Origin of the sequence: Ectopseudomonas guguanensis, from assembly GCF_900104265.1 — a bacterium.
GTDB lineage: Bacteria > Pseudomonadota > Gammaproteobacteria > Pseudomonadales > Pseudomonadaceae > Aquipseudomonas > Aquipseudomonas guguanensis.
In genome coordinates, this window is record NZ_FNJJ01000001.1 from 293,269 (window position 1) to 317,148 (window position 23,880).

General features: G+C 65.0%; 23 protein-coding genes and 1 pseudogene. 9 read left to right on the top strand and 15 right to left on the bottom strand.

Annotated features, from left to right (window positions below; translation table 11 throughout):
* Position 1 precedes the first annotated feature (1 nt).
* Positions 2-568 carry a nicotinamide riboside transporter PnuC gene (gene pnuC / locus BLS61_RS01420; protein WP_090426338.1) on the bottom strand — a complete coding sequence of 189 codons (567 nt, stop codon included), beginning with the start codon at positions 566-568 and terminating at the stop codon, positions 2-4.
* Between the two features lie 141 nt (positions 569-709).
* On the opposite strand from pnuC, the gene BLS61_RS01425 reads away from it, so the two are divergent.
* The gene (locus tag BLS61_RS01425) at positions 710-1,462 is read left to right on the top strand and encodes a tetratricopeptide repeat protein (RefSeq protein WP_090426340.1); all 753 of its coding nucleotides are present in this window, start codon (positions 710-712) and stop codon (positions 1,460-1,462) included.
* Between the two features lie 11 nt (positions 1,463-1,473).
* On the opposite strand, the gene BLS61_RS01430 is transcribed toward BLS61_RS01425, so the two are convergent.
* Both BLS61_RS01430 and BLS61_RS01435 read right to left on the bottom strand, forming a co-directional pair.
* Positions 1,474-2,742, bottom strand: coding sequence for an FAD-dependent oxidoreductase (locus BLS61_RS01430; RefSeq protein WP_090426343.1), 1,269 nt, complete (start codon positions 2,740-2,742; stop codon positions 1,474-1,476).
* Between the two features lie 80 nt (positions 2,743-2,822).
* A complete protein-coding gene (locus BLS61_RS01435; RefSeq protein ID WP_003245349.1) occupies positions 2,823-3,248 on the bottom strand; it encodes a hypothetical protein in 426 nt (141 codons plus the stop codon).
* A gap of 184 nt (positions 3,249-3,432) precedes the next feature.
* Here BLS61_RS01435 and BLS61_RS01440 point away from each other — a divergent pair, with 184 nt between their 5' ends.
* Positions 3,433-3,699: a DUF2790 domain-containing protein gene (locus BLS61_RS01440; protein ID WP_090426345.1), complete on the top strand. Its 267-nt coding sequence runs from the start codon at positions 3,433-3,435 to the stop codon at positions 3,697-3,699.
* A 60-nt stretch (positions 3,700-3,759) separates the two neighbouring features.
* On the opposite strand, the gene BLS61_RS01445 is transcribed toward BLS61_RS01440, so the two are convergent.
* Positions 3,760-4,197, bottom strand: coding sequence for an HIT family protein (locus tag BLS61_RS01445; protein ID WP_090426349.1), 438 nt, complete (start codon positions 4,195-4,197; stop codon positions 3,760-3,762).
* A 177-nt stretch (positions 4,198-4,374) separates the two neighbouring features.
* On the opposite strand from BLS61_RS01445, the gene BLS61_RS01450 reads away from it, so the two are divergent.
* Positions 4,375-5,076 (top strand): glutathione S-transferase N-terminal domain-containing protein, encoded by a 702-nt coding sequence (locus tag BLS61_RS01450; protein ID WP_090426352.1) that lies wholly within the window; start codon positions 4,375-4,377, stop codon positions 5,074-5,076.
* Positions 5,077-5,119: 43 nt separating this feature from the next.
* On the opposite strand, the gene BLS61_RS01455 is transcribed toward BLS61_RS01450, so the two are convergent.
* Both BLS61_RS01455 and BLS61_RS01460 read right to left on the bottom strand, forming a co-directional pair.
* Positions 5,120-6,430 carry an NTP/NDP exchange transporter gene (locus BLS61_RS01455; protein ID WP_090426355.1) on the bottom strand — a complete coding sequence of 437 codons (1,311 nt, stop codon included), beginning with the start codon at positions 6,428-6,430 and terminating at the stop codon, positions 5,120-5,122.
* Positions 6,431-6,473: 43 nt separating this feature from the next.
* Positions 6,474-7,523, bottom strand: coding sequence for an SDR family oxidoreductase (locus BLS61_RS01460; RefSeq protein ID WP_090426358.1), 1,050 nt, complete (start codon positions 7,521-7,523; stop codon positions 6,474-6,476).
* Between the two features lie 272 nt (positions 7,524-7,795).
* Here BLS61_RS01460 and BLS61_RS01465 point away from each other — a divergent pair, with 272 nt between their 5' ends.
* From BLS61_RS01465 to BLS61_RS01480, 4 genes are all read left to right on the top strand, one after another.
* Positions 7,796-8,719, top strand: coding sequence for a LysR family transcriptional regulator (locus BLS61_RS01465; RefSeq protein WP_090426361.1), 924 nt, complete (start codon positions 7,796-7,798; stop codon positions 8,717-8,719).
* A gap of 75 nt (positions 8,720-8,794) precedes the next feature.
* The gene (locus tag BLS61_RS01470; protein WP_090426364.1) at positions 8,795-9,985 is read left to right on the top strand and encodes an MFS transporter; all 1,191 of its coding nucleotides are present in this window, start codon (positions 8,795-8,797) and stop codon (positions 9,983-9,985) included.
* Between the two features lie 65 nt (positions 9,986-10,050).
* Entirely contained in the window at positions 10,051-10,608 is a 558-nt protein-coding gene (locus tag BLS61_RS01475) for a COG3904 family protein (protein ID WP_090426368.1), read from the top strand.
* A gap of 223 nt (positions 10,609-10,831) precedes the next feature.
* Positions 10,832-11,290, top strand: a complete 459-nt coding sequence (locus BLS61_RS01480; RefSeq protein WP_090426371.1) for a DUF2846 domain-containing protein — start codon at positions 10,832-10,834, stop codon at positions 11,288-11,290.
* A 52-nt stretch (positions 11,291-11,342) separates the two neighbouring features.
* On the opposite strand, the gene BLS61_RS01485 is transcribed toward BLS61_RS01480, so the two are convergent.
* Both BLS61_RS01485 and BLS61_RS01490 read right to left on the bottom strand, forming a co-directional pair.
* Complete coding sequence (locus BLS61_RS01485; RefSeq protein WP_090426374.1) at positions 11,343-12,644, bottom strand: SLC13 family permease; 1,302 nt, start codon at positions 12,642-12,644, stop codon at positions 11,343-11,345.
* 40 nt (positions 12,645-12,684) lie between these two features.
* Positions 12,685-13,515 carry an amidohydrolase family protein gene (locus BLS61_RS01490; RefSeq protein WP_090426378.1) on the bottom strand — a complete coding sequence of 277 codons (831 nt, stop codon included), beginning with the start codon at positions 13,513-13,515 and terminating at the stop codon, positions 12,685-12,687.
* Positions 13,516-13,682: 167 nt separating this feature from the next.
* Here BLS61_RS01490 and BLS61_RS01495 point away from each other — a divergent pair, with 167 nt between their 5' ends.
* Positions 13,683-14,420, top strand: a complete 738-nt coding sequence (locus tag BLS61_RS01495) for a GntR family transcriptional regulator (RefSeq protein ID WP_090426381.1) — start codon at positions 13,683-13,685, stop codon at positions 14,418-14,420.
* A gap of 96 nt (positions 14,421-14,516) precedes the next feature.
* On the opposite strand, the gene BLS61_RS01500 is transcribed toward BLS61_RS01495, so the two are convergent.
* The 6 genes and pseudogenes from BLS61_RS01500 to BLS61_RS01520 form a co-directional block, all read right to left on the bottom strand.
* Positions 14,517-15,827, bottom strand: a complete 1,311-nt coding sequence (locus BLS61_RS01500; RefSeq protein WP_090426384.1) for a CitMHS family transporter — start codon at positions 15,825-15,827, stop codon at positions 14,517-14,519.
* 354 nt (positions 15,828-16,181) lie between these two features.
* Positions 16,182-17,408: an organoarsenical effux MFS transporter ArsJ gene (gene arsJ, locus BLS61_RS01505; RefSeq protein ID WP_090426387.1), complete on the bottom strand. Its 1,227-nt coding sequence runs from the start codon at positions 17,406-17,408 to the stop codon at positions 16,182-16,184.
* A gap of 183 nt (positions 17,409-17,591) precedes the next feature.
* The gene (locus BLS61_RS01510; RefSeq protein WP_090426389.1) at positions 17,592-18,596 is read right to left on the bottom strand and encodes an ArsJ-associated glyceraldehyde-3-phosphate dehydrogenase; all 1,005 of its coding nucleotides are present in this window, start codon (positions 18,594-18,596) and stop codon (positions 17,592-17,594) included.
* Positions 18,597-18,610: 14 nt separating this feature from the next.
* A pseudogene (locus BLS61_RS24035) lies at positions 18,611-18,697 on the bottom strand (protein phosphatase); the annotation flags it as partial.
* 87 nt (positions 18,698-18,784) lie between these two features.
* Positions 18,785-19,561 carry a metalloregulator ArsR/SmtB family transcription factor gene (locus tag BLS61_RS01515; RefSeq protein ID WP_090426392.1) on the bottom strand — a complete coding sequence of 259 codons (777 nt, stop codon included), beginning with the start codon at positions 19,559-19,561 and terminating at the stop codon, positions 18,785-18,787.
* A gap of 242 nt (positions 19,562-19,803) precedes the next feature.
* Positions 19,804-20,331 carry a DUF3087 domain-containing protein gene (locus tag BLS61_RS01520; protein WP_090426395.1) on the bottom strand — a complete coding sequence of 176 codons (528 nt, stop codon included), beginning with the start codon at positions 20,329-20,331 and terminating at the stop codon, positions 19,804-19,806.
* A gap of 312 nt (positions 20,332-20,643) precedes the next feature.
* Between BLS61_RS01520 and BLS61_RS01525 the strand changes: the two genes are divergently transcribed.
* A complete protein-coding gene (locus BLS61_RS01525; RefSeq protein WP_090426398.1) occupies positions 20,644-22,290 on the top strand; it encodes a methyl-accepting chemotaxis protein in 1,647 nt (548 codons plus the stop codon).
* Positions 22,291-22,402: 112 nt separating this feature from the next.
* Here the strand turns inward: BLS61_RS01525 and BLS61_RS01530 are convergent, their stop codons facing one another.
* Entirely contained in the window at positions 22,403-23,848 is a 1,446-nt protein-coding gene (locus tag BLS61_RS01530) for an alpha/beta hydrolase (protein ID WP_090426400.1), read from the bottom strand.
* Between the last annotated feature and the right edge of the window lie 32 nt (positions 23,849-23,880).

Below are 23,880 nucleotides of genomic sequence, written 5' to 3' on the forward strand. Positions count from 1 at the left end.
CTCAGGCCGCCTGCGCTTTCATTTCGCGGCGCCAGCGATACAGGCCGTACCAGGCATTGCACCAGAACAACAGGTAGATGAAGGCGGTCAGGTACAGCTCGCGCGAGGCGAACAATGGCACTGCCAGGGTATTGACCAGCAGCCAGCCGTACCAGGTCTCCAGCTTGCGGCGCATCAGCAGTAGCTGCGCCAGCACGCTGAAGGTCAGCACCAGCGAATCGATAAAGGGCGCGTAGGCGTCGGTGAAGTGGTGCAGCAAGGCTCCGTAGGCGACGGCCACGACAACGGCGATCGACAATGCCAGGCCCAGCCCCGGCCAGGCCGTACGGCTGATCGGCATGGGGTCACCGTTGCGCCCACGCAACCAGCTCCACCAGCCCAGCAGACTGGTGGCGATGAAAAAGCCCTGCAAGGTCACGTCGGCATACAGCTGCACGCTGAAGAACAGCCAGCCGAACAGCGCACAACCGACCAGCCCGACCGCCCAGGTATGCACGGAGTTGCGCGCCGCCATCAGCACCGAAACCAGGTAGAAGAGGTTGGCGAAAATCTCCAGCGACGACGGCATGCACGCATCCTTATGAACATGGAATCAGCCGCGCAGCCTACCACGTGACGTATGCCACAGCCGTGCATGCGCCACCTGACAACAGGGCTGATCCATGCTCTGATATGCCTCCCACCGCACTCCAAAGGACTGGATCGCACCATGCCTGTACTCGCTCTGCTAGTCATCGCCTGCCAAGTCACCTGTGGCCTCCACGTGGTGCGCAGTGGTCAGGAACGCTACTGGCTGTACCTGATCATCGCCCTGCCAGGTCTCGGTTGCCTGATCTACTTCATCGGCATCATGCTGCCCGACCTGCTCGGTAGCCGTCGCGGCCGCCGTACGCTCAACCGCCTGCACGACAGCATCGACCCAGAGCGCCATCTGCGCGCCCTGCGCGATGAGCTGGACATTCGCGACACCCGCGATACCCGCGTCAACCTGGCCGACGAATTGCTGCGCATGGGCCAGGCCGAAGAAGCGGCCACGCACTATCAGATGGCATTGCGCGGCATTCACAGCGACGCACCCGACATCCTCCTCGGCCTGGCAAAAGCACGCTTCGCCCTGGGCGATTTCGCCGGCTGCCAGGCGAGCCTCGACCAACTGATCGCCCACAACCCCGACTTCCGCTCCACCGATGGCCACCTGCTGTATGCCCGTGCGCTGGAAGGCCAGGGCAACGACCTCAAGGCCGAAGAGGAATACCGCGCACTCGGCAGCTACAGCGCCAGCCCGGAAGCCAATTACCGCTATGCCCTGCTGCTGCGCCGGATGGGACGCCAGCGCGAAGCCATCGAACTGCTGCAGCAGATCCACACCCACGCCCGCCGCTCCGCCCGGCATTACCGGGTTCTGCACAAGGAGTGGCTGGACCTGAGCCAGAAGGCGCTGCTCGATCTGCAGCGCAGCTGAACGGCGTCAGGTTATTCCCACGCCTCCCGCTCCCCCGTCCAGGCATGCAGCTCGCGCTGCTGCGCACCGGACCATAGCCAGCCGCTGCGCGCACCGACCAGGGTGCTGACCGCATGCTGGCGGCCGAAGCGGTTGTGGCGGGCCAGCGTCAGGGCGATATCGCGCAGCACGGCCAGGGTGTGGCTGTTGGACTGGAACAAGGGCGTCAGCAGCCGACTCGCCTGGCGGTAGTACCGCAGGTGATCACGGCGAGCATCACCGTAACGAGCGAAGATGGCGTTCCAGTCGATTGCATGCTGGGCCTCGTCGCCCGCGTTGCCGAGCGTATCAGCGAGCGCGGCGGCATCGACCAGCGCCATGTTGGCGCCCTGTCCCAGTTGCGGACTCATGGCGTGGGCGCAATCGCCGATGGCCAGGACGCGGCCATCGTGCCAGCGCTGCATGCGCACATCGGCATAAGCCGCCAGGGTCAGCTGTTGCGGGTCATCGATGCGCTGCAGATAGGCCTCCGCCGCCTCGCCAGCCAGACGGCGCACGCGGGTTTTCCAGGCATTCAGGCCGGCCTGGCGCCAGGCCTCGTGCTCGCTCAAGGGCAGGCTCCAGAACAGACTGGTGAGCGAGCGTTCGCGTGCCTGATGGGTACAGCCGGTGGGCATCAGCCCGAACATTTCCCGGCAACCGCGATACCACTGACGCAGCTCGCCGGTTTCGGCCGACGCTGCAGTCGGCAACATGCTCCATAAGGCGCCCCAGGGATAGGGCCGCGACCACTGGCGCACCTGCATCTGCGCGCGCAATGCCGAGCGGGTGCCATCGGCCAGGATCAATGCGGCGAAATCACCTAGGGGCTGGTCCTGACTCAGCAGGCGGATATGACCGCTGGCCTGCTCGAAGCGGCTGACGTTGACGCCGGTTTCCACTTGTACGCCGGCACGCTGCGCCGCATTGAGCAGCGCCGTCATCAGCACGCCGCGGTGGATGCCCAGGCCGAAACTGCCGGGCTGCCAGTCGTGATAACGGGTATCGAGGATTACCCGTCCCCGGCAACTGGTGCCGTAGAGTCGGCTGACCGGCGCACCCAACGCGGTGCATTCGGCGAGCAGCCCCAGCCGTTGCAGCACGGCCAGACCGGAGGGTTGCAGGAGAATGCCGGCGCCCACCGGCTGCAGCTGTTCGACCCGCTCCAGCAGCCGCACCGCATAGCCCTGGCGGGCGAGAAAAGTCGCAGTGGCCAGGCCGGCGGTTCCGGCTCCCACTATGGCGATCGGTAATCCGTTCACAACTACTCTCCCTGACTCGATGCGGCAAATACTACCCGCATCGCCTGCGAGGCGGCTTGATGCGCCGCGCAAGTCAGCCGTCAGCGCCCATCCGGCAGGATGTCGAAGCCCCCACGATTCTGGCTGACGATACGCAGGTGATGGGTTTCCCCGGCCTTCACCGGTACCGCCACTTCGCGCAGCAGGCGGCCCATGCCGCAGAGGGTGTCGTCCATGCGGTCAGGGGTGATACCCACCACACGGGTGCCAGGCGGTACCTGGAAGGTTGCGACCTCACCGACGCCAATACGCGCGGCGACCTTACGATCCACTTCGATGGCCACGTAGCAGCCGCCGCCCATCATGCCGAAGTCGCGATTGACCACGATCTGCGCACCGTTGGCCTGGGTTTGCTGAAACGCCAGCAGGCGCTCTTGCGGGACGGGACGAATGTTCTCCGGATCACCTCGAAAGGAGGAGCAGCCGGCCAACAGCAACAACGGCAACGCGATGAGGATCGAACGCATGAAGCCCTCCATGGGCGGGTGAATGCCGCCTGAGTATTGGTGCAGCCGGGCGTTCGGGCAAGGTATCGATGACAGCGATCTTCGCTAGCACAAGCATCGATTTCTTCGGCGAAGCGACGAATGTTTTCATCTCTCTCGACCCCAGCGCCAATCTTCCAGGCGCCCCAGATCGGAGATTATCAAGATGAAATTCGCAGCCCTCAACGCCAGCGTCCTCGCCGTCCTTGCCCCCTTGGCCATCGCCAGCGAGAAAGCACCTGCCACTCCCAAGGTCGAAGTACAGGAATACCAGTACGGCATGCAGCTGGATATCGATCAGGTCCTGCAACGCACCGACAACAGCCGCAAGAGCGGTGTGGTACCGAGCGTTCTGGTCTACCGCGACAGTCAGGGTGAAGTGCACGCCGTGCGCTTCATGGAATGGGGCGGGCTGAGCAGCCAGAACGGCTAAGCGCTCGTTCAGCGCGTGCTTCGTGCCCCGGCCGATACTTCGGCCGGGGCGAAACCATTTTCAACCCTGCAGACGTTTGACCAGACGTGTCTGCAGCGCCTCCAGCTCGGCCGGGTCGGCCTTGTTGGCCGCGTGAATACCCAGCCCCTCGCCCTCGAAGCGCGGGATCACGTGCATGTGGATATGGAACACCGTCTGCCCGGCAGGCGCGCCGTTGAACTGCGCCACCTGCACGCCAGCCGGCTGCAGTTCGTCGACCACCGCCTGGGTGACCTTCTTCACCACGGCCATCACCTTGGCCAGGCTGGCGTCGTCGATTTCCAGGATATTGCGCGCGGCAGCGCGCTTGGGAATGACCAGACTGTGGCCCTTGGATTGCGGGAACAGATCGAGGAACGCCAGTACATCGTCGTCCTCGTAGAGTTTGTAGCAAGGCAGGTCGCCACGAATGATCTGGGCGAAGATGTTCTGGGGATCGTAGGTACCGTGCAGGCTCATGCCGATGGGCTCCGTGCCGGGTGGATGAAAACCCGCACCATACCGCCTCGTTCGCGCACAGGGAACCAGGCAGGATCGCCCGAGTCGATGACTACTAGCAGCTGGATCGATTTCCTGCGTACCTGCCACTCGTGTTCTGATCGCCACTTCTTCGACCCATTCGACATGGAACTCCACATGACCGACCTCAGCCCCTTTCACATCACCCGCAAATGGCCCGCGCAGCATCCCGAGCGCCTGCAGCTCTACTCACTGCCCACGCCCAACGGTGTCAAGGTCTCGATCATGCTGGAAGAAATCGGCCTGCCCTATGAGGCGCACCTGGTCAGCTTCGACAGCAATGACCAGTTCAGCCCCGAGTTCCTTTCACTGGCGCCGAACAACAAGATTCCCGCGATCCTCGATCCCGACGGGCCGAATGGCCACCCGCTGCCGCTGTTCGAGTCCGGGGCGATCCTGATCTACCTGGCGGAGAAGACCGGCAAGTTGCTGCAGCAGGACGCCGCCGCCCGCTACGAGACGATTCAATGGCTGATGTGGCAGATGGGCGGCCTCGGCCCGATGTTCGGCCAGCTCGGCTTCTTCCATAAGTTCGCCGGTGCCGAGTACGAGGACAAGCGCCCGCGTGATCGTTACGTCGCCGAATCCGCTCGCCTGCTCGGTGTGCTCGACCAACACCTGGAGGGCCGTAGCTGGATCGCCGGTGAGTACAGCATCGCCGACATCGCCGTGTTCCCCTGGGTGCGCTGCCTGGTGGACTTCTACAAGGCCGGCGATCTGGTGCAGTTCGAACGCTTCGGCAACGTGCGCCGCGTACTCGACGCCTTCCTCGCGCGCCCAGCCGTGCAGCGCGGCTTGAGCATTCCGGCACGCGGCTGACGAGTTTGCAGGAGCCGTGCCTGCGGCTCCTGCAAAGTCCGCTCTATGTAGCCACCAGTTCCTGCCGCTCGGCGGCCTTGCGGTCCGCCTGGGTCCCCAGATACCAGCCGAGCAACCCCCACAGCGCCGCGCTGGCCGCGCCCACCAGCGCCACCAGCCAGGCGCCTTGTGCGAGCATGTCCAGCAGGCTCTTGAGCCAGCCACTCATCGCATCGCCGGCGCGGTAGACCACGGTGTCGATGAAGTTCTTCGCCTTGTATTTGCTCTCGGCATCCAGCGGCGCGAAGAGCATCTCCCGCCCCGGTCGCACGAAGGCGTATTCGCCGATACGCCGTACGATCATCAGCGCTGCCAGCATGGCGAAGGTCGGCAGCAAGGCCAGACCGATGAAGCCGACGCATACCAATAGCGGCACACAGGCCAACAGCACGCGCACACCCAGACGCCGCGCGATGCGCCCGGTGATGAACAGCTGGGAGATCAGCGCACCGGCCTGCACCACGAAATCGATCACCCCGAACACCCGCACCTGCGCGGCGCGATCAGGAAACAGCTCGGCCACCAGGCGCGCCTGCTCGAAGTAGAGAGAGGTGCTGGCCGTGGCCAGCAAGATGACGAAACCGGCGATACCAAACAGGTAGGGTGAAGACAGCACGCGCATCAGACCGCTGAACGGATTGCCCGGTACCGGACGCCGCGGACTTTCCGCCTGCACGGCGCCGGCACGTCCCGCGCCACCCTCCTCGCGCCAGCGCATCAGCACCTGCTTCAGTGACAGCGCTACGGCCAGCAGCACCGCGGCCAGCAGAATCAGCCCACTCTGCCCCAGCGTGCTTACCAGCAAGGCACTCAGCGCCGGGCCGACCAGACCGCCGACACTGGCACCGGCGGCGATGAAGGCGAACAGCCGCTTGGCCTGCTCGCTGTCGAACACGTCGGCCATCAGGCTCCAGGCCACCGAGACGACGAAGAGGTTGTAGACCGAAATCCACACATAGAAGCTGCGCGCCAGCCACACGCTTTCATCCGCACTGAAGAATAACAGGGCGAACAACGCCAGGTTCAGGGTGAAGAAGCCATACACCCAGTCGATGAAATGGAGCCGCGGCACCCGCGAACTCAGCCAGGCGAACAACGGCACCGCGATCAGCATCACCACGAAGGTGGCGGTGAACAGCCACTGCAGGTTCTCCACGCCTGAGACGATGCCCATGGCTTCGCGGATCGGCCGCAGCATGAAGTAGCCCGAGAACAGGCAGAAGAACAGGGCGAAACCGGCCAGCGCCGGCCACAGCTCGTTGCGCTGCGCGTTGATGGCCACGGCCACGCGCTGCGCCATCGTTGAAGATGACATGGCAAATTCCTCGAAGGGGGCGCGCCTCGAGGCGCGCCAAGATTCAGCCGTACTTCACGCCCGTCAGGCGCTCGGCCACCGACCACAGGCGCGCCGCATCATCGGCATCCGCTGCGGCAGCCGGCACCCTTGCCAGCCCCAGTGGACCGCGCTTTTCCTCTTCGCCGGTGGGCCCGTAGTAACGGCCACCCTCGGCTTCAGCCGCCGTCGCCGCGAACAGTGACGACAGCGCGCCCTGCGCCGCCGAGTGATAGACCTCGCGATCCTTCGCCCACTGGCGGGCGAACTCGCTTTGCAATCCAGGACCGCGCTCGACCAGCTCGGTGACGGCCACGCCAGGATGCGCGGCGACGCTGCGCACGCCCCAGTTGTTGGCCAGGCTGCGCCGCTGCAGCTCGAAGGCCATCATCAGACAGGCCAGCTTCGACTGGGCGTAAGCCGCATAGGGGTCGTAGCTGCGCTCGGACTGCAGGTCGTCGAAATCGATCCGACCACGATTGACGGCGATGCTCGCCAGCGTCACCACGCGCGGATCGGATGACTTGCGCAGCGACGACAGGAGCAAACCGGTCAGGGCGAAATGGCCGAGAAAATTGGTCGCCAGCTGCATCTCGAAACCGTCGCGAGACACGCCGCGCTGCGGCGGCGCCATGATCGCGGCATTGTTGATCAGCACGTCCAGCACCTCGCCCTCGGCATTCAGGCGCTGAGCCAGGCTGCGCACCGAGGCCAGGTCGGCCAGGTCCAATTGTTCGAAACGCACCTGCGCATCCGGCACCTGGGCACGAATACGTTCGATGCTCTCGGCGCCACGCTGCGCATTACGCGCGGCGATGATCACCTGCGCACCGGCCCCGCTCAGGGCCAGAGCATCCTCGAAGCCCATACCGCTGGTGCCGCCGGTGACCAGCATGCGCTTGCCGGTCAAAGGCGGCATGTCCTTCGCCTGCCAGCCCGTTGCAGGGTCGGCCCAGGCGAACCTCGGCACACCGCCCAAGATACCTTGCAAGGCAAGACTGCCGCCCAGCATGCCGAACAGCTTCAGTGCATCCCGGCGCGTATGGCCCAGCCCCGCTTCGTTTCTCTTGCTCATTGCAGCTTCCTCCTATCCGTTAGCTCGATGCGCCAAATCATGCAACGGCGCAGGACATAGGGTGCGAGCAGAAACACTGTTCGATAAGCCGGTCACGACCGAACAGGGTATACGGGCAGGCGTACAGTTACCGGGTGTTTCAAAGGCGCGAATCGTAGCCCGGATGCAATCCGGGGCCATTGGTAGGATTGCATCCGGGCTACATCCTCAGGATTGGCAAAGCGGGCGCTGCGCCGCATTATCGGACCTTCGTCATATCCCAGCCGACGCTCATGCGCCAACCGAATCTGTCCGATATCGCCCTGTTCGCCGCCGTGGTCGAGGCCGGTGGTTTTCGTGCCGCAGCGCAGCGCCGCGGCACGTCAGCCTCGTCACTCAGCGATTGCATACGCCGCCTGGAACAGGAGCTGGGCGTGCGCCTGCTCAACCGCACCACCCGCGGCCTGACGCCCACGGAAATCGGTGCGCGACTGCTGAAGCGCCTGCGCCCGGCGCTGGACGAGATCAACACAGCACTCAACGACCTGCAGGAAGACCCGCAGCATCCGGTCGGCTCGCTGCGCCTGCATGTGCCCGGCGTGATCGCCCGGCACATTCTGCCGCAGCTACTGGATGGTTTTCTCGCGCGTTACCCGGGCATCGCGCTGGAAGTGAACATGGACAACACCTTCATCGACGTGATCGGCGCCGGTTACGACGCAGGCATCCGCTACGAGGAAAGCCTGGCCAAGGACATGATCGCCATCCCCATCGGGCCGCGCCGGCAGTGCTTCATGGCAGTCGCCGCGCCCAGCTATCTGCAGCGCCACGGCACGCCACAACATCCCGGCGAACTGAACGAGCACCGCCTGCTCGGTTACCGCTTCGCCAGCGGCAAGCTGGGTGTGTGGGAGTTCGAGCGAGATGGACGCACCTTGCGCATCGCCCCGGAGGGCAGGTTGGTCAGCTCCTCGCAGGACCTGCTGATCGCCGCGGCCTGCGCCGGCCACGGCATTCTCTACACCTTCGAGGAATACATCGCAGCGCATCTCGCCAGCGGCCAGCTGCAACCCATCCTGCATGACTGGTGGCAGCACTTCGAAGGGCCTTACCTGTACTACCACAGCAGGCGCAACGTGCCGGCACCGCTGCGCGCCTTCGTCGACTACGTGAAGGCCCTGAACAACGCCGACCATTCGTCTCAAAGCCCGAAATAGAGCGGCCGCGAATATCCAGGCAATGCGCTCGGAGATTATAATCGCGCGCTTGCTTTTTGCCCCTCCAGGTCCCTCATGAACAATCCCACCGCCAGCGCTGCGACGCATCTGTCGCCGGGCGCGATCCTTCTCATTCAACTCGCCCTGGCCCTCGGCGGCTTCGCCATCGGCACCGGCGAGTTCGCCATCATGGGCCTGATGCCCAACGTCGCCGCCGACCTTGGCGTCAGCGAACCGCAGGTCGGTCACGTGATCAGCGCCTACGCCCTCGGCGTGGTGGTCGGCGCACCGCTGCTGGCCCTGCTCGGTGCACGCCTGCCACGGCGCATCCTGCTTCTGCTGCTGATGGGCTGCTTTGCCCTCGGCAACTTCGCCAGCGCCCTGGCGCCGGGCTACGAGCCGCTGCTGATGTTCCGCTTCATCGCCGGCCTGCCGCACGGCGCCTACTTCGGCATCGCCATGCTGGTGGCCGCCTCCATGGCGCCACCGCACAAACGCGCCAAGGCGGTGAGCCGGGTGCTGGCCGGCCTGACCGTGGCCATCCTGATCGGCAACCCGCTGGCCACCTGGCTAGGCCAGTTCATGAGCTGGCGCTACGCCTTCGCCCTGGTCGGCATCATCGCCATCACCACCATCGTCATGGTGGCGATCTTCCTGCCAGCCGACCCCAACGAGCAGCGCAGCAGCCCCAAGGGCGAGCTGCGCGCCTTCAACCGTGCGCCGATCTGGTTGGCCCTGGGCATTGGCGCCATCGGTTTCGCCGGCATGTTCTGCGTATTCAGCTACATGGCGCCCACACTGCTGCACGTCACCCAGGTCGGCCCCGGCTGGATTCCCCTGGCCATGGGCGTGTTCGGAGCCGGCTGCATAGTCGGCAACAGCGCCGGCGGCTGGCTGTTCGACCGCCTGCGCCTACGCGCCGTGGCCTGGATCCTGGCGTGGAGCACCCTGGTGCTGCTGGTCTTCCCCTTCGCCGCGCACAGCCTGTGGACGCTGCTGCCGGCGATCTTCGCCATCGGCACCATGATCGCCCTCGGCCCGGCATTGCAGACCCATCTGATGGACGTCGCCACCGGCGCGCAGACGCTGGCGGCCGCCTCCAACCACGCCGCGTTCAACCTCGCCAACGCCCTCGGCCCCTGGCTCGGCGGCCTGGCCATCAGCGCCGGCATGAGCTGGACCGTCACCGGCTATATTGGCGCCATCACCGCCATCGCAGGCCTGGCGCTGTTCGCCTGGGCCTGGAAGGTGCAGCAGCGCAACTGAGGGATGCATGACGGTGCTGCGGCAGGTATCTTCTGCCTCCCGAGCCACCGTCATGAACCCATTCGATGATTGCCCAGCTTCTGCGCTTCGCCCTGATCGGCACTGCCCTGCTCGCCCCGCTCCATGCCCAGGCCAAGGTTGAGGTCGAGTCCCACGACGGCCTGCTGGCGGCGAAGATTTCCGAAGAGATAGTGCCCGGCGACTACGAAAAGTTGCTGCAGGGCCTGCGCGCCCATCCCGGCAAGCACAAGCGCAAGGTCGTGCTGCTTGACAGCATCGGCGGCAGCGCGCCGGAGGCCATTCGCATGGGCCGCCTGCTGCGGGAAACCGGCTTCGAGGCGCTGGTGCCTTCCGGTGGCATCTGCCAGGGCAGCTGCATCTACCTGCTGGCCGCCGGCACCAAGCGCACCGTCAACGGCCATGTGGCCCTGCGCCGCCCGCCCTTTTCCGCCGGCGACTCGGCCCAGGCGCAGGCCGCCCACGGCCGCGAGCATTTCAGCCCGGCCAAGTACTTTCGCGACATGGGCGTCGATATCTCCCTGGCCGAAGACATCTACAAGGTGGCGCCTGGCCGCCTGCAGCTGCTGACCCGGGACGACCTGGCGCGCTATCGGCTGAAATGACAAGGCATCCTTGCCCGAAGCGAAACAAATGGATATCGTCTCGGCCGGCATAGCAATACGCCATCAACGAAACGGAATTCGATCATGCGCAGCGATGCATGCGGGCAAGCCCCCCTCTCCTCGTGCCACTCCTCTTCCGTGACCGGAATCTCGACGCCCAACAACCCATGCCGTCGAGCCTTCCTGCTGTGCCGTTCTCATTCCACAGACACTCGGAGTCATCATGCTGAAGAAACTGGCCCTTGCTGCCTTCGCATCCTCGCTGCTCATCGGCTGTGCATCGGTCCCCATGGAAGACAAGCAAGCCTCTGCCGAAGCCAAGCGCTTTGCAGCACCCGCACCTGGTAATGCCGGTCTGTACATCTACCGCAACTCGGGCGTAGGTGGTTCGCTGAAGAAGGACATCTGGGTCGATGACAAGTGCATCGGCGAATCCGCGCCAAAGGTCTTCTTTTACGAACAGGTCAAGGGCGACATGGAGCACAAGATCTCCACCGAGTCCGAGTTTTCACCTAACGATCTGCTGGTCAAGACCGAAAGTGGCAAGAACTACTTCATCAAGCAATACATCAAGATGGGGGCATTCGTCGGTGGCGCCAACCTGAAGCTGGTCGACGAGAAGGAAGGCAAAGAAGACGTCGCGAAGCTGGAGATGGCCCGCAAAGGCAACTGTTCCAAATAAGGCGACACGGAACACGAAGCCCCGGCATCGAGAGATACCGGGGCTTTTTTCGTCAGAACAGGAAGGTCAGCGCCAGGTTGAACAGCATGGCGGCGACGAAGCCGATGGGAGCGGCGCGTAGCAGCAGTTGCGAGAACAACGTCGAGCGCGCCTTGTCATCGGTGCACGAGCCCAGCAGCAGGCTGCCACCCGAGGAGAACGGCGAAATCGAGGTGGCCTGCGCACCAACCACGATGGCGACGAAGATGATCATCGGATCGATCGACATCGAAGCCGCCAGTGGCAGCACCATCGGGAACAGCGCCGGCGTCACCACGCCCAGCGTGCTGGCGAAGATCGACATCAGGGCCGCCACCACGCCAAATGCCACTGGAACCATCAGCGGCGGAATGTTGCCGCCGATCCAGGACGCCAGCGCATCGATGGTGCCAGCCTTGATCGCGATCGAGATCAGCATGCCGACGCCGCAGATCATGATCAGCGTGGCCCAGGGCACGGAGGCGATGGCCTTGCGCTCGTCACCGAGCTTGAGCAGCAGTGCGATCACCGAGAACACGCTGGCGATCAGGCCGATATCCACCTTGCTGTTGACGAACCTGACCGTGGCGTTGTCCGGGAAGGCCAGCAGCGCCAGTGGCGCGGCGAGTACCAGTACCATCATCAGCAGCGTCAGCAACAGGGTCAGTTTCTGCTCGCGGTTGAAGGCTTCCGGCAGGTCGGCGGTGAGTACCGCATTCTTCAGGTTACGGCCATGGCCACCGAGGAAGACGAAGGCGGAAATCACCAGAACCGGAATGATCGCTGTGCTGGCGAAGATCGCCAGGGCATTCACGAAGGCTTCGCTCTCGGGCATGCCGGCGCCGGTCATCAGGCCGCGGAAGATGATGCCGCTCTGGCTGGAAACGAAGTTGGCCCCGGCCAGCGCGCCGTAGTTCACTGCCATGCCACCGAGAATCAGGCTCATGCCGGTGCGCTGGCACAGCAGCAGGGTCAGCGGTGCCATGAAGGCCAGGACGGTGTAGTAACCGGCGCCCATGGCAGCGATCACCCCCGAGGTCAGCAAAATGGCATAGGGCAGCAGGTGCGGCACGCCACGGCAGCGATACAGCAGATGCCCGGCGAGTTTTTCCAGGGTGCCGTTGACGGTGGCGAAGCTGTAGAACAGGCAGACCGAGAAGATCACGAAGAAGATCTTCAGCGGCCACATGTTGATGATGTCGCCCGGGCTCAGACCCATGCCGAAGCAGCCGAGCAAATAGGCGAAGGCGATGGCGAAGAGGCCGATGTTGATCTTGGTGGTGTAACCCAGCGCGACAGCGAGAACGATCGCGGCGACGACGAGCAAGCTCATCATGATGGTTTGACTCCTTTTGTTGTTCTGATGTGAGCGACGGTTACGCCGAGGCGAAACCGAACAGGGTTGCGGGGTTGTCCACCAGAACGCGACGGCGCTCCTCGGGGTCGGGTAAGAGGGCCTCGAGCAGCGCGAACTGCTGATCGTAGCGGGTCTGCGACTCGAACTGGGTGTTGGGCCAGTCGCTGCCCCAGAGGAAGCGGCCGATACCGCCACAGGCCTCGCGCAGGCGCGCCTCGATGGCCTGGGCTCGGGCCAGGTCGGACTGGCTGCGGTAGGCTGCCGACAGCTTGATCCACACTGGCGCCTGGCCGAGCAGAGCGAAGAAGGCGTCATGCTGACCATCGTCCAGCTGCACGCTCGGTGCCGGCAGGCCGAAGTGATCGATCACCACCGTCACCCCTGCTTCAAGGATCTCCGGCACGATCAGCGCCAGATCGCCGAAGCCGCGCTGAATCTCCACCTGCCAGCCACGCTGCGCCAGGCGCCGGAACAGGCCATTCCAGGCCGGCCCGGTGTAGTCCTCCAGCACCTTGCCGATGAGGTTCAGGCGCACACCCACTACCCCGGCCGCGGCCAGTTCGTCCAGTTCGGCATCGCTGATCTGCGCCTCGACTACCGCTACGCCGCGCAAGCGCTCGGGGAAGCGCTGCAACGCCTCGACCATGAATTGGTTATCGGTGCCGAGAAAGCTCGGCTGGATGAGCACGCCATGAGACAGGCCGCAGGCATCCAGGTGGGCGAGATACTGCTCCACGGTGGCGTCATAGCTGGGGCTATAGCGGCGCCCGGGAACCATGGGCAGGTCCCGGCGAAAGATATGGGCATGGGTGTCGATGCCGGTGATACCGGCATAAGGCAGGGACGTCACGAAGCGATCACCTCTGTCGTTCTTGTTCGAGCTGCTCTTGAGGCAGCCATTTATACAAACATACAGTCATATATATGAATAGATGACTGTATAGATAGAGTTCCAGTGCTGTCAACGCACCCGCCGGTGGTAAAGTGACGGCCGGTCGAATTGCGGATTTGAGGTTTATGAGCACCACGGCACTGGGACAGGACGAACGCCTGCCGCTGTATCAGCGGCTACGCGACGAGATGCTGGGCAAGATTGCCGCAGGCGAATGGCTCCCCGGCGAGGCCATTCCCACCGAAGCGGAGCTGACCCGCCAGTACGGTGTGGCCGTAGGCACGGTGCGCAAGGCGGTGGAAACCCTGGTTGCCGAGGGGCTGCTGCTGCGCGCGCAGGGTCGCGGTACCTTCGTGCGGCGGCCGAACTTCGATGGATCGCTGTTTCGCTTCTTCCGTCAGGTCAGCGCCAACGGCCAGTCGCAGGTGCCACAAAGCCGCATCCTCGGATGCCGCCTCGAGCCCGCAGACGCGGCAGCACGCCAGGCATTGCAACTGGCGGAAGGCGAACGCTGCGTCTTCCTCCAGCGCCTGCGCCTGATCGACGGCCGTCCGCTGTTCCACGAGCGCATCTGGCTACCGGCTTCACGCTTTGGCGCGCTGCTGGATCTGGCGCCGGAGGACTTCCCGCCCCTGCTTTATCCACTCTACGAGCAGCACTGCGGCCAGCGCATCGCATCGGCAAAGGAGACCCTCACGGTTTCTGCCGCCGATGCCGAGCTAGCGGCCATTCTCGATGTCGCCGAGGCCAGCCCGAGCGTGGTGATCGAACGAACCGCACTGGGCTATGACCGCACCCCGCTGGAATATCGCCTGTCGCGCGCGGCAGCGGAAAACTTCCGCTATCAGGTGGAAATCAGCTAACGACTTCCGTCCGCCAGATGCAGCACGCCCGGGCAAGCCCGGGCGCGAACAATAGCGTGGCTCGCCCCTATCAGGAGAAGCGAGCCCGACCAGGCGCTAGAACATGCCCAGCGCCCAGGCGGCGCCGAACAGCACCAGTGAGAAGCCCCACATCCACCACAGCGAGTAGCGGATGTGCCGGCCCAGGTCCAGCCCGGCCAGCCCCAGTGCCAGCCACAACGCCGGCGAGAACGGGCTGATGAAGGTGCCGATGATGTTGCCGATGGTCAGCGCATAGACCACGCTGGCCGGCTCCACGCCCTGGCCACCGACCACTTCCAGGGTCACCGGCAGCAGGCCGAAGTAGTAGGCGTCGGTGCTCAGCATCAGCTCCATCGGCAGGCCGAACAGACCGAGCACGATATGCATCTGCCCCACCAGCGGCGCGGGCAGCACGCCGGCCAGGTCCTTGGCGATGGAGGTGAGCATGCCGGTGCCGGTGAAGATGCCGAGCATCGAGCCCGCCGCCAGGATGATCATGCCCATGCTCAAGGCAGCCGGTGCATGGGCCGAGATGCGCTGCATCTGTGCCTTGCCGCCCGGATAGTTGATCAGCAGCGCCAGGCACAGGCCGATCATGAAGATGTAGCCGGCCGGCAGTACGCCGGAGAACAGCGACACCAGCACCGCGAGGAACAACGCGGCATTGGCCCAGAGCAAACGCGGACGCTCCAGCTCGCGCTCCTCGGCGCTCGGCTCGTGCAGGTCACTGGCGGTTTCCACCAGCACGCCTTCGTCGCCGGCCTTGCCTGCGGCGATACGGCGCTGCTCGCGCCAACCCAGCAGCGCGGCCAGGGCGATCAGCAGCACCACGCCGACGCCCTGGATGGTGATCAGCGGCCGCCACAGCTCGGTGACTTCGATGCCGGTCACCGCCGAGGCACGCCCCAAGGGCCCGGCCCAGGGCAGCATGTTGAAGATGCCGGCACCGAGCGCCAGCAGCAGAAGCATCAGGTAGGGGCTCATGCGCAGCTGCTTGTACAGCGGCAGCAGCGCAGGAATGGTCAGCAGGAAGGTGGTGGCGCCGGCACCGTCGAGATGCGCCAGCATGCCGATGATGGCCGTGGCCACGGTCACGGCGATGACGTTGCCGCGGGTCAGGCGCACCATGCCGCCGATCAGCGGGCGGAACAGGCCGGTGTCCTGCAACACGCCGAAGAAGGTGATGGCGAAGACGAACATGGTGGCGATCGCGGTTACCCGGCCGACGCCATCGGTGAAGAATCCGGAAATCGCCTCCGGGCCGAAACCCGCAGCCAGGGCGCCGAGCAGCGGCACCACGATCAAGGGCAGAACAGGCGACATGCGCCCGATGAGCAGCAGCACAACCAGGCTGCAAATGGTCAACAGGCCGATCAGAGTCAACAAACCGCTTCTCCTCTTTTTCTTGTAGATCGCACAAAAGGCGCGCGCGGAGGCTAAGACCTCAACCTTTCAATAACCTTTAAGGGCGTCATGCAGGTCCAGGGAAGTGTCAGGGGATATGTCGTTCGATCAAGGGCCTGCCCAGATGTTCAAGCGCGGGCCGCGTCAGGCTTGCACCGCCCGGCTCGCATGAGCCAGACAGGCAATGCACTAGCTACGCGGGCGTTCTGCAGATTGACGGCGCTGTCGAAAGGCGGCGCTGCGCAGGCCACGGACGCTCGGCAGGCTCACCACGAAATCGCTGCCTCCTCAGGTGCGCAAGCTGTGCACGGCCAGACGCAGCGGCATTCCCGTGGGTCAGCGCGTCGGCTGCATGCCGTGCCTGGGCAAGGCGATGGAAATCAGCGCAGCGGCGAGCACGAAGGCGCTGGAAACCCACAGGCAGGCCTCCAGGCCATGGGCCTGAAACACCCAGCCCGAGAGCAGCGTGCCGATCAGCCGCCCCAGCGCGTTGGACATGTAGTAGAAGCCTACGTCCAGCGATACGCCGTCTTCCTTGGCGTAGCTGACGATCAGGTAGCTGTGCAGCGAGGAATTCACCGCGAACAGCACGCCGAACAGCAGCAGGCCGCCAAGCAAGACCGCCTGCGCCGACCAGCCGGCGCCCAGGCCCAGGGCGATCAGCGCCGGCAGCCCCGCCAGCGATGCCGCCCAGAGGAACGCGGCGCGGCCGTCCGGCACATGTCCGCTTTGCTTGCCAGTGATACGCGGGGCAACTGATTGCACGACGCCGTAACCGATCACCCAGCTGGCGAGAAAGCCGCCGACCAGCCAGAAGTCCCAGCCCAATACCGAGCTCAGGTACACCGGCAGCGCCACCACGAACCAGACGTCGCGCGCACCGAAGAGAAACAGCCGGGCAGCCGAGAGGATGTTGATCGCCCTGCTCTTGGAGAGCATGTCGCGAAACTTCGGCTTGGCCTTGGCCCTGCCCAGATCCTTTTTCAGCAGCACCAGGCTGGCCAGCCAGATCAGCGCCAGCGCGGCGGCCATGGCCAGCACCGCGCCGTTAAAGCCAAGCACGGCGAGCAGCGCGCCACCGAGGAAGAAACCCACGCCCTTGAGCGCATTCTTCGAGCCGGTGAGGATGGCCACCCACTTGTACAGCGTGCCCTGCTGAGTGTCCGGCACCAGGAGCTTGATCGAGCTCTTGGCGCTCATCTTGTTCAGATCCTTGGCGATACCGGACAACGCCTGCGCCGCCATGACCCAGGGCACCGTCAACCAGGCGGCCGGCACGGTGAGCATCAACAGCGCCAGCACCTGCATGCCCAGGCCGATGTTCATGGTGCGATTGAGCCCCAGCCGCGCGCCCAGGTAACCGCCCACCAGGTTGGTGACCACGCCGAAGATCTCGTAGAACAGAAACAGCGCGGCGATCTGCAGCGGCGTGTAGCCGAGACTGTGAAAGTGCAGCACCACCAGCATGCGCAGGGAGCCGTCGGTAAGGGTAAAGGCCCAGTAGTTGCCGGTTACCAGGAGGTACTGGCGGACTTCCGGAGAGAGTCGTGCAAGGGCGTGCATGGCGTGATTTCCTGATCAGGCGTTATGGCTGGCCTCAAGCGTAGGGTGCGCCGCGCGCACCATGGCGGCCCCTGAAGGGATGCGGACAAGCCGATGATTCGCCCCAGGCAGCAGGAAGGACGCGCCATAAGCCTGTCCTTCCCATGCGCTGCGCTGGCTGGTGCGCACGGCGCACCCTACGAATCAGCCGGCCTGGCCGACCAGGCGCGCCAGCTCTACCGCGCGGTTGGCATAGCCCCACTCGTTGTCGTACCAGGCATAGATTTTCACCTGAGTGCCGGCCACCACCATGGTCGACAGCGCATCGACGATGGACGAGCGCGGATCGGTGCGGTAGTCGATGGACACCAGCGGGCGCTCCTCGTAACCCAGGATGTTCTTCAGCGGGCCATCAGCGGCCGCCTTGAGCAGCGCGTTGACCTCCTCGGCGGTGGTGGCACGCTCGACCTCGAACACGCAATCGGTCAGCGAGGCGTTGGCCAGCGGCACGCGCACGGCATGGCCGTTCAACTTGCCGCGCAGCTCGGGGAAGATCTCGGCAATCGCCGTGGCAGAACCGGTGGTGGTCGGAATCAGGCTCATACCCGAGGCGCGGGCGCGACGCAGGTCCTTGTGCGGCGTATCGAGGATGCTCTGGGTGTTGGTCAGGTCGTGGATGGTGGTGATCGAGCCGTGGCGAATGCCCAGCGCCTCGTGGATCACCTTGACCACCGGCGCCAGGCAGTTGGTGGTGCAGGACGCCGCGGTGACGATGCGATGCTGCGCCGGGTCGAACAGGTGCTGGTTGACGCCCATCACCACGTTCAGCGCGCCCTGCTCCTTGACCGGCGCGCAGACCACCACACGCCCCACGCCCTGCTGCAGATAGTCCTGCAGCACAGCGACCGTCTTCATCTTGCCGCTGGCCTCGAGCACCAGGTCGCAGCCGCTCCAGTCGGTGTCGGCGATGGCCTTGTTGGCGCTCACCTTGATGCGCTTGCCATCGATCACCAGGCAATCGCCCTCGCTGCCCGCCTCATGCTGCCAGCGGCCGTGTACCGAGTCGAAATTGAGCAGATGCGCATGGGTGGCGGCGTCGCCAGCAGGGTCGTTGATCTGCACGAACTCCAGCTCGGGCCAGTTCCAGGCGGCGCGCAGGGCCAGACGGCCAATGCGGCCAAAACCGTTGATGCCTACTTTGATGCTCATGTCGAATGCCTCTGTCAGTGGGTCGCGTCGAACTGGTTGATCCAGTTGAGATGTGCGGGATGCTGGATGGCCTTGGGCCGCAGTGCCTGCACCAGGGCGATGATTGGCACCTGCAATACGTCGTCGGGATCGGTCCGGCCCCGGGGTGGATCGATACGCACTGGCGCTGGCCATGAGTGCCGCATGGCTCAATCGCAGAGCGGCTTGCGCCCAGGACGGTCGCGCATCTGCCACAGGCGCTGCACGTCCGGGCGCAGCCATTCGGCATTGCTGTCCAGGGTGCGCTTGAGCACATCCCTGACCCATTCGGGCAACTGCGGATGCAGGCGGTAATAGACCCATTGGCCATTACGCCGGTCTTCCAGCAGAGCGCAACTGCGCAATAATGCCAGGTGCCGGGAAATCTTCGGCTGAGCCTCTTCCAACGCGGCGGTCAGCTCGCAGACACACAGATCCTGCTCGAGGGTTACGAGCATGGCGATACGCGCACGCGTTTCATCGGCCAGGCACTTGAACAGCTCGGTGGGGGCCATGGCATCGGGGTCGCCACTGGCCGGCTTGCTCTTGATCAGCACGAACATCTTTATCCGTTCGTGGATCTCGTGCAGCGTCTTGCGATAGGCCTCCTTCTGCGCGCTGGCCGCCGGGTCCTCGAAGTTCCAGGCGATGTATTCACCGGTGCCGGGGAGCGCCAGGCACTCCAGTGCCGACTTGTCGCACAGGGTGATCACATAGTCGAACGGCTCGCCCGCCACCTGCTCGACCGACTTGCTGAACAGCCCTTCGGTGGAAACGCCCAACTGCTCCAATGCATTGCGTGTACGCGGGTCAACCTCGGTGGGCGCGGTGCCTGCGCTGAATGCCTCGAAGTGTTCCGGGTCGGTGTGGCGCAGCAGCGCCTCGGCCATCTGCGAACGCGACGAGTTGGCCACGCAGAGGAACAGGACACGCTTTTTCTGGCTCATGCGGTTATCCGTCGAAGATGCACAGGAGCGAATATATTGATTTCCATATATTCGGTAAAGCGAATATGCGGAGTGCGTTCACCAACGACGAGGAAGGACAGCGAAGTCGAGGTACCGGTGGTGCTCGACCGTCACGGCGGACGCTCGCCGCTTGCGTCAAGCTCGGTTCTCATGGCGCTGGGCCTTGAGCGGCCCGCTCAGTTGCAGGGCGGGCTGATCAGACCACAGCGCCCGCCCACGGCTTATGCCTCGAACGCCTTGACCCGCTCCAGCCACTGCAGATCGAGACGCGTCTGCTCCAGCTGCAGCCCCTGCCGCTCCATGGCCTCACGGTGGGCATCGATCTCGCGCACCATCTGGCTCAGCTCGCTGGAGTTACCGTCGAGCTGGTGCATCTGGGTCACCCCCAGGTGGTAGAAGCGCAGCAGCTTCATTGCCGTTTCATCGCCCTGCGCAACCCCCGCCTTGACGTGATGCATGACATTGGTCACGCGCATCAGGCTGCGCTTGAGGCGCCAGCCGTAGACGGCCGCTGCCATGAAGGGCCGCGGCCATAGCTGCAGGCGCACCAGGGCGATGGTCAGCGCCAGGCCGGCCAGCACTCCCAGCAGGTTCCACTTGAAGTTGTCGCCACCCGGCGCGCCGAACAGCTGCGTGCTCGCCGTGGCGCAGAGCATGGCCAGCGCCACGAAGATGGCCGCAATCACCGCCGTGCTACGGCGGGTCTGCTGGCGGTAGTAGGCAGGGTCGATGGACTGGATTTCGAACATGGCGCGACTCTCGGAACGAACAGCGTGGGGTCGCCACCATGCACCATCACGTCACATCGGTCGAGCCCGGGCGCAGGCTAGACATGCAGGTGTCACGGCCTGGCCGGGCTCGAGCAGCTGGTGGCGAAACGCGCCTCAGTGGCGAGACAGCCGAAGCTCGGCGCATCTGGCACGAGTGCCGGCTTACGACTTTTCCGCCGGCGGTCGCCTTTACTCTCATGCTGCCGGCCATCGCGGCCGATACATGAGCGGCAACATCGGCCCGATAGGCTGGCCCATGCCCTGCGCCCCATCTCGAAATGGAGTCACCCCATGCGTCTCGACGCCCTCTCCCTGAAAACCCGCCTGATCATTGCGGTGGCCATCCCCTGCATCGCCCTGCTGCTGGTGGCGCTGACCAGCCTGAGCAGCATGTCCAGCATGTATCGGGACACGCAGGTGCTCTACATCAACACCGCCGCACCCATGCGCGCCATGGCCGAGGTGGCCTCGCGCATCCCGCGCATGCGCGTGGGGATCGACATGATGCTGCTGCAGGAAACCCCGCTGCGCGACGAGCGCGGGGTGAAATCGCGCGTGCAGGATGCACGCAACGAGGACATCCCCGGCATGCGCGAAGCGATGCGCCAGGCCGTGGCCGCCCAGGTCAACCCGGAGCGCAAGGCGCAGGCGCAAAAGCTGCTCGACCAGTTCGAGGCCATGGTCAGCAACGAGATCGATCCGATGCTCGCGGCCTTCGACGCCGGCGACATGGCCCGCGCCCAGCAGATCTATCGCGACCAGTACGCCAAGACCTACGGGGTGATGCGCCAGGGCACCAACGAGTTGCTCGACGCGCTGCTGCAGCAGGCCGAACAGCAGAACCAGCACAGCGCCGAGAGCTACAGCGAGAGCCGGACCCGCCAGATCGCCATCATCGCCATTGGCCTGCTGGTGTCGGTGATCATTTCCTGGCTGATCGTCATCCAGCTGCGCCGCCGCGTCGCCGTGCTGCAGAACAGCCTGGGCCAGGCGGCCGACAACCTGGCCCTGGATACTCGTATCGAGCTGCCCGGCCAGGACGAGCTGAGCGAGATCGCGCGCAGCTTCAACCAGTTCATCGACAAGGTGCACGGCGCCATGCGCCAGCTGGCCGACAACTCGCGCCAGCTTTCGGGCATGGCTCGCGACGTGGCCGAGCGCGCGCGCCTGACCCAGAGCAACTGCACCGCGCAGAGCGACCGAACGGTGCAGGTGGCCACCGCCATCAACGAGCTGGGCTCGACCGTCAACGAGATCGCCCGTAACGCCGAGAACGCCGCCAATGTCGCCCGCGAGGCGACCCAGTACGCCAGCGATGGTAGCGCCGTGGTAGACCAGGCACGCGGGCAGATCGATGCGCTCAACGGCGAGCTGGAGCAGGCTGCCAAGGTGATCGAGGCCCTGGCCGCGCAGACCGAGGCCATCAGCACCACGCTCAACACCATCCGTAGCATTTCCGAGCAGACCAACCTGCTCGCCCTCAACGCCGCCATCGAGGCGGCGCGTGCCGGTGAGCAGGGCCGCGGCTTCGCCGTGGTGGCGGACGAGGTACGTACGTTGGCCAGCCGCTCCGGCGCCTCCACCGAAGAAATCCAGCAGGTCATCGACCGTCTGCAGAACGAATCACGCTCGGCCGTCGAGGCCATGGCCAAGGGCCAACGGCAAAGCGCGCTGGTGGTGGAGTACGCCGGCAAGGCATCGGCTGCGCTGGAGCAGATCAATGGCCATATCGGCCAGATCAGCGATCAGAACATCCAGGTCGCCACCGCCACCGAGGAGCAGTCCAGCGTGGTCGAGGACATCAACCGCAATATCGTCGACATCAACGAACTGACCGTCGGCACCACCCATATCGCCGATCAGCTGAACCAGGCCAGCAGCGACCTGCAGGCGCTCTCGACGCAGCTCGATGGGCTGGTGGGGCGTTTCCGCCTGTAACCTGAAATTCCCACCAGGCTGGTGTGCGCGGCGCACCCTACGGCGTGCCGCGCGACACCTACGGCAAGGCGATGATGCCGGCCCGTAGGGTGCGCCGTGCGCACCGAGCCACCTACAGGTCTTCGTCGATGCGCTCGCGCAGATAGTCGTAGAAGGGGTTGGAGGTCGCCCGCTGCAGGCTGTCCAGCCCCACCACCAGCACGCCACGCTCACCGCGCGGCGCCAGGGTGCCCAGCGCCACGCCGTAGTCTTCGCCAGGCGCCGGATCGCTGCCGTACAAGGGATCGCTGGGCGGAAACGGCAGTGCCACGTGCGACAGCGAGAACAGCTGGCTCGGGTAATCCACACCCAGCGGCTGACGCTGCACCTGCAAGCTGCCCGCCGCGGTACGCCGGGCCTCGACCGCACGCCCCCGTTCGGGTGCCACGCCCACCACGGTCAGGTCGTAGTCGCGCTCGGCCGGCGGCAGCAACTCTTCCAGCAAGCTGCTCATGTCAGCCCGCAGCAGGGAGCTGACCGCCTGCGAACGATTGATGTCGAAGACCACCAGTTCGCTGCCGTTGGCCGGCAGGCGGTCGAACAGGTCGCGCACCACCGCGGGCGTGCTTACCGTGCTGTCGGCCAGCGACTGGAAGGCCAGCACCGGCGGCAGCCGCTGCAAACGTCCATCGGCCTCGGCGGCATCGAAGGCGCGCTGCACCTCATGCGTCAGCTCGTAGGTCTGCCGCGCGGCATGCACCGGAAAGGAGTTGTACTTGAACGGATTGAATTCCGGCAGCACGTTCATCCAGGCCGATTTGGCGAACGCCGGCAACACTGCCGGCAAGGCTGCCAGGCCGGCATAACGGGCATAGCGGGTGACCCCGACCATCGGCGAGATCAGCACCAGACGCTGCGGCATGGCCAGGCGCTCGTCCTCCAGCGCAGCCAGGCTGTAGCGCAGCGCCAGGGCGCCGCCGTTGGAATAGCCGATCAGGTACAGCGGCCCGTCCGGCACCTGGCGCCGGGCTTCGCGCACCGCCAGACGGGTGGCGGCCAGCCACTGCTCCCAGCGTGCCGCAGTCAGCGCCCCCGGTACGGTGCCGTGACCGGGCATGCGTGGCACCACGGCGAGCAGACCCTGCTCGCTCAGGTAGCTGGCGATATGGCGCAGGCTATAGGGCGAATCGGTCAGGCCGTGCAGCAACACCACCACGCCGCGCGGCGCACCGGCTGGCGGCAGGATGAAGGAACGGTTCCAGTCCTGCGGCAGCTTGCCGGGGTAGACGGGGCTTTCGCTGGAGTAGCGGCTGAAGGGCGCCACGCCGACCGCCGTCACCGGTTCGATCAGCTCGCGCTGCAGGCGCTGGTGTATCGCGGCCTCGGCTGCCAGATAGGCCTGCCAGTCGGCCTGGTCCAGTTCATCGGCCTCCAGTTCCTGCGGCACCAGGCGGTGCCAGGGCTGCAGATCGGGCAATGACGACAGCCCGGCAATGCGAACGCCCAGCAGGGCCACCGCGATCAGCAACAGCAGTACAAGCGTCCAGGCCATCACGTTGCGCATGCGCGGTAAACGCATGAGGCGCCTCCTTGGTTGCGGTTGTTTCTGAC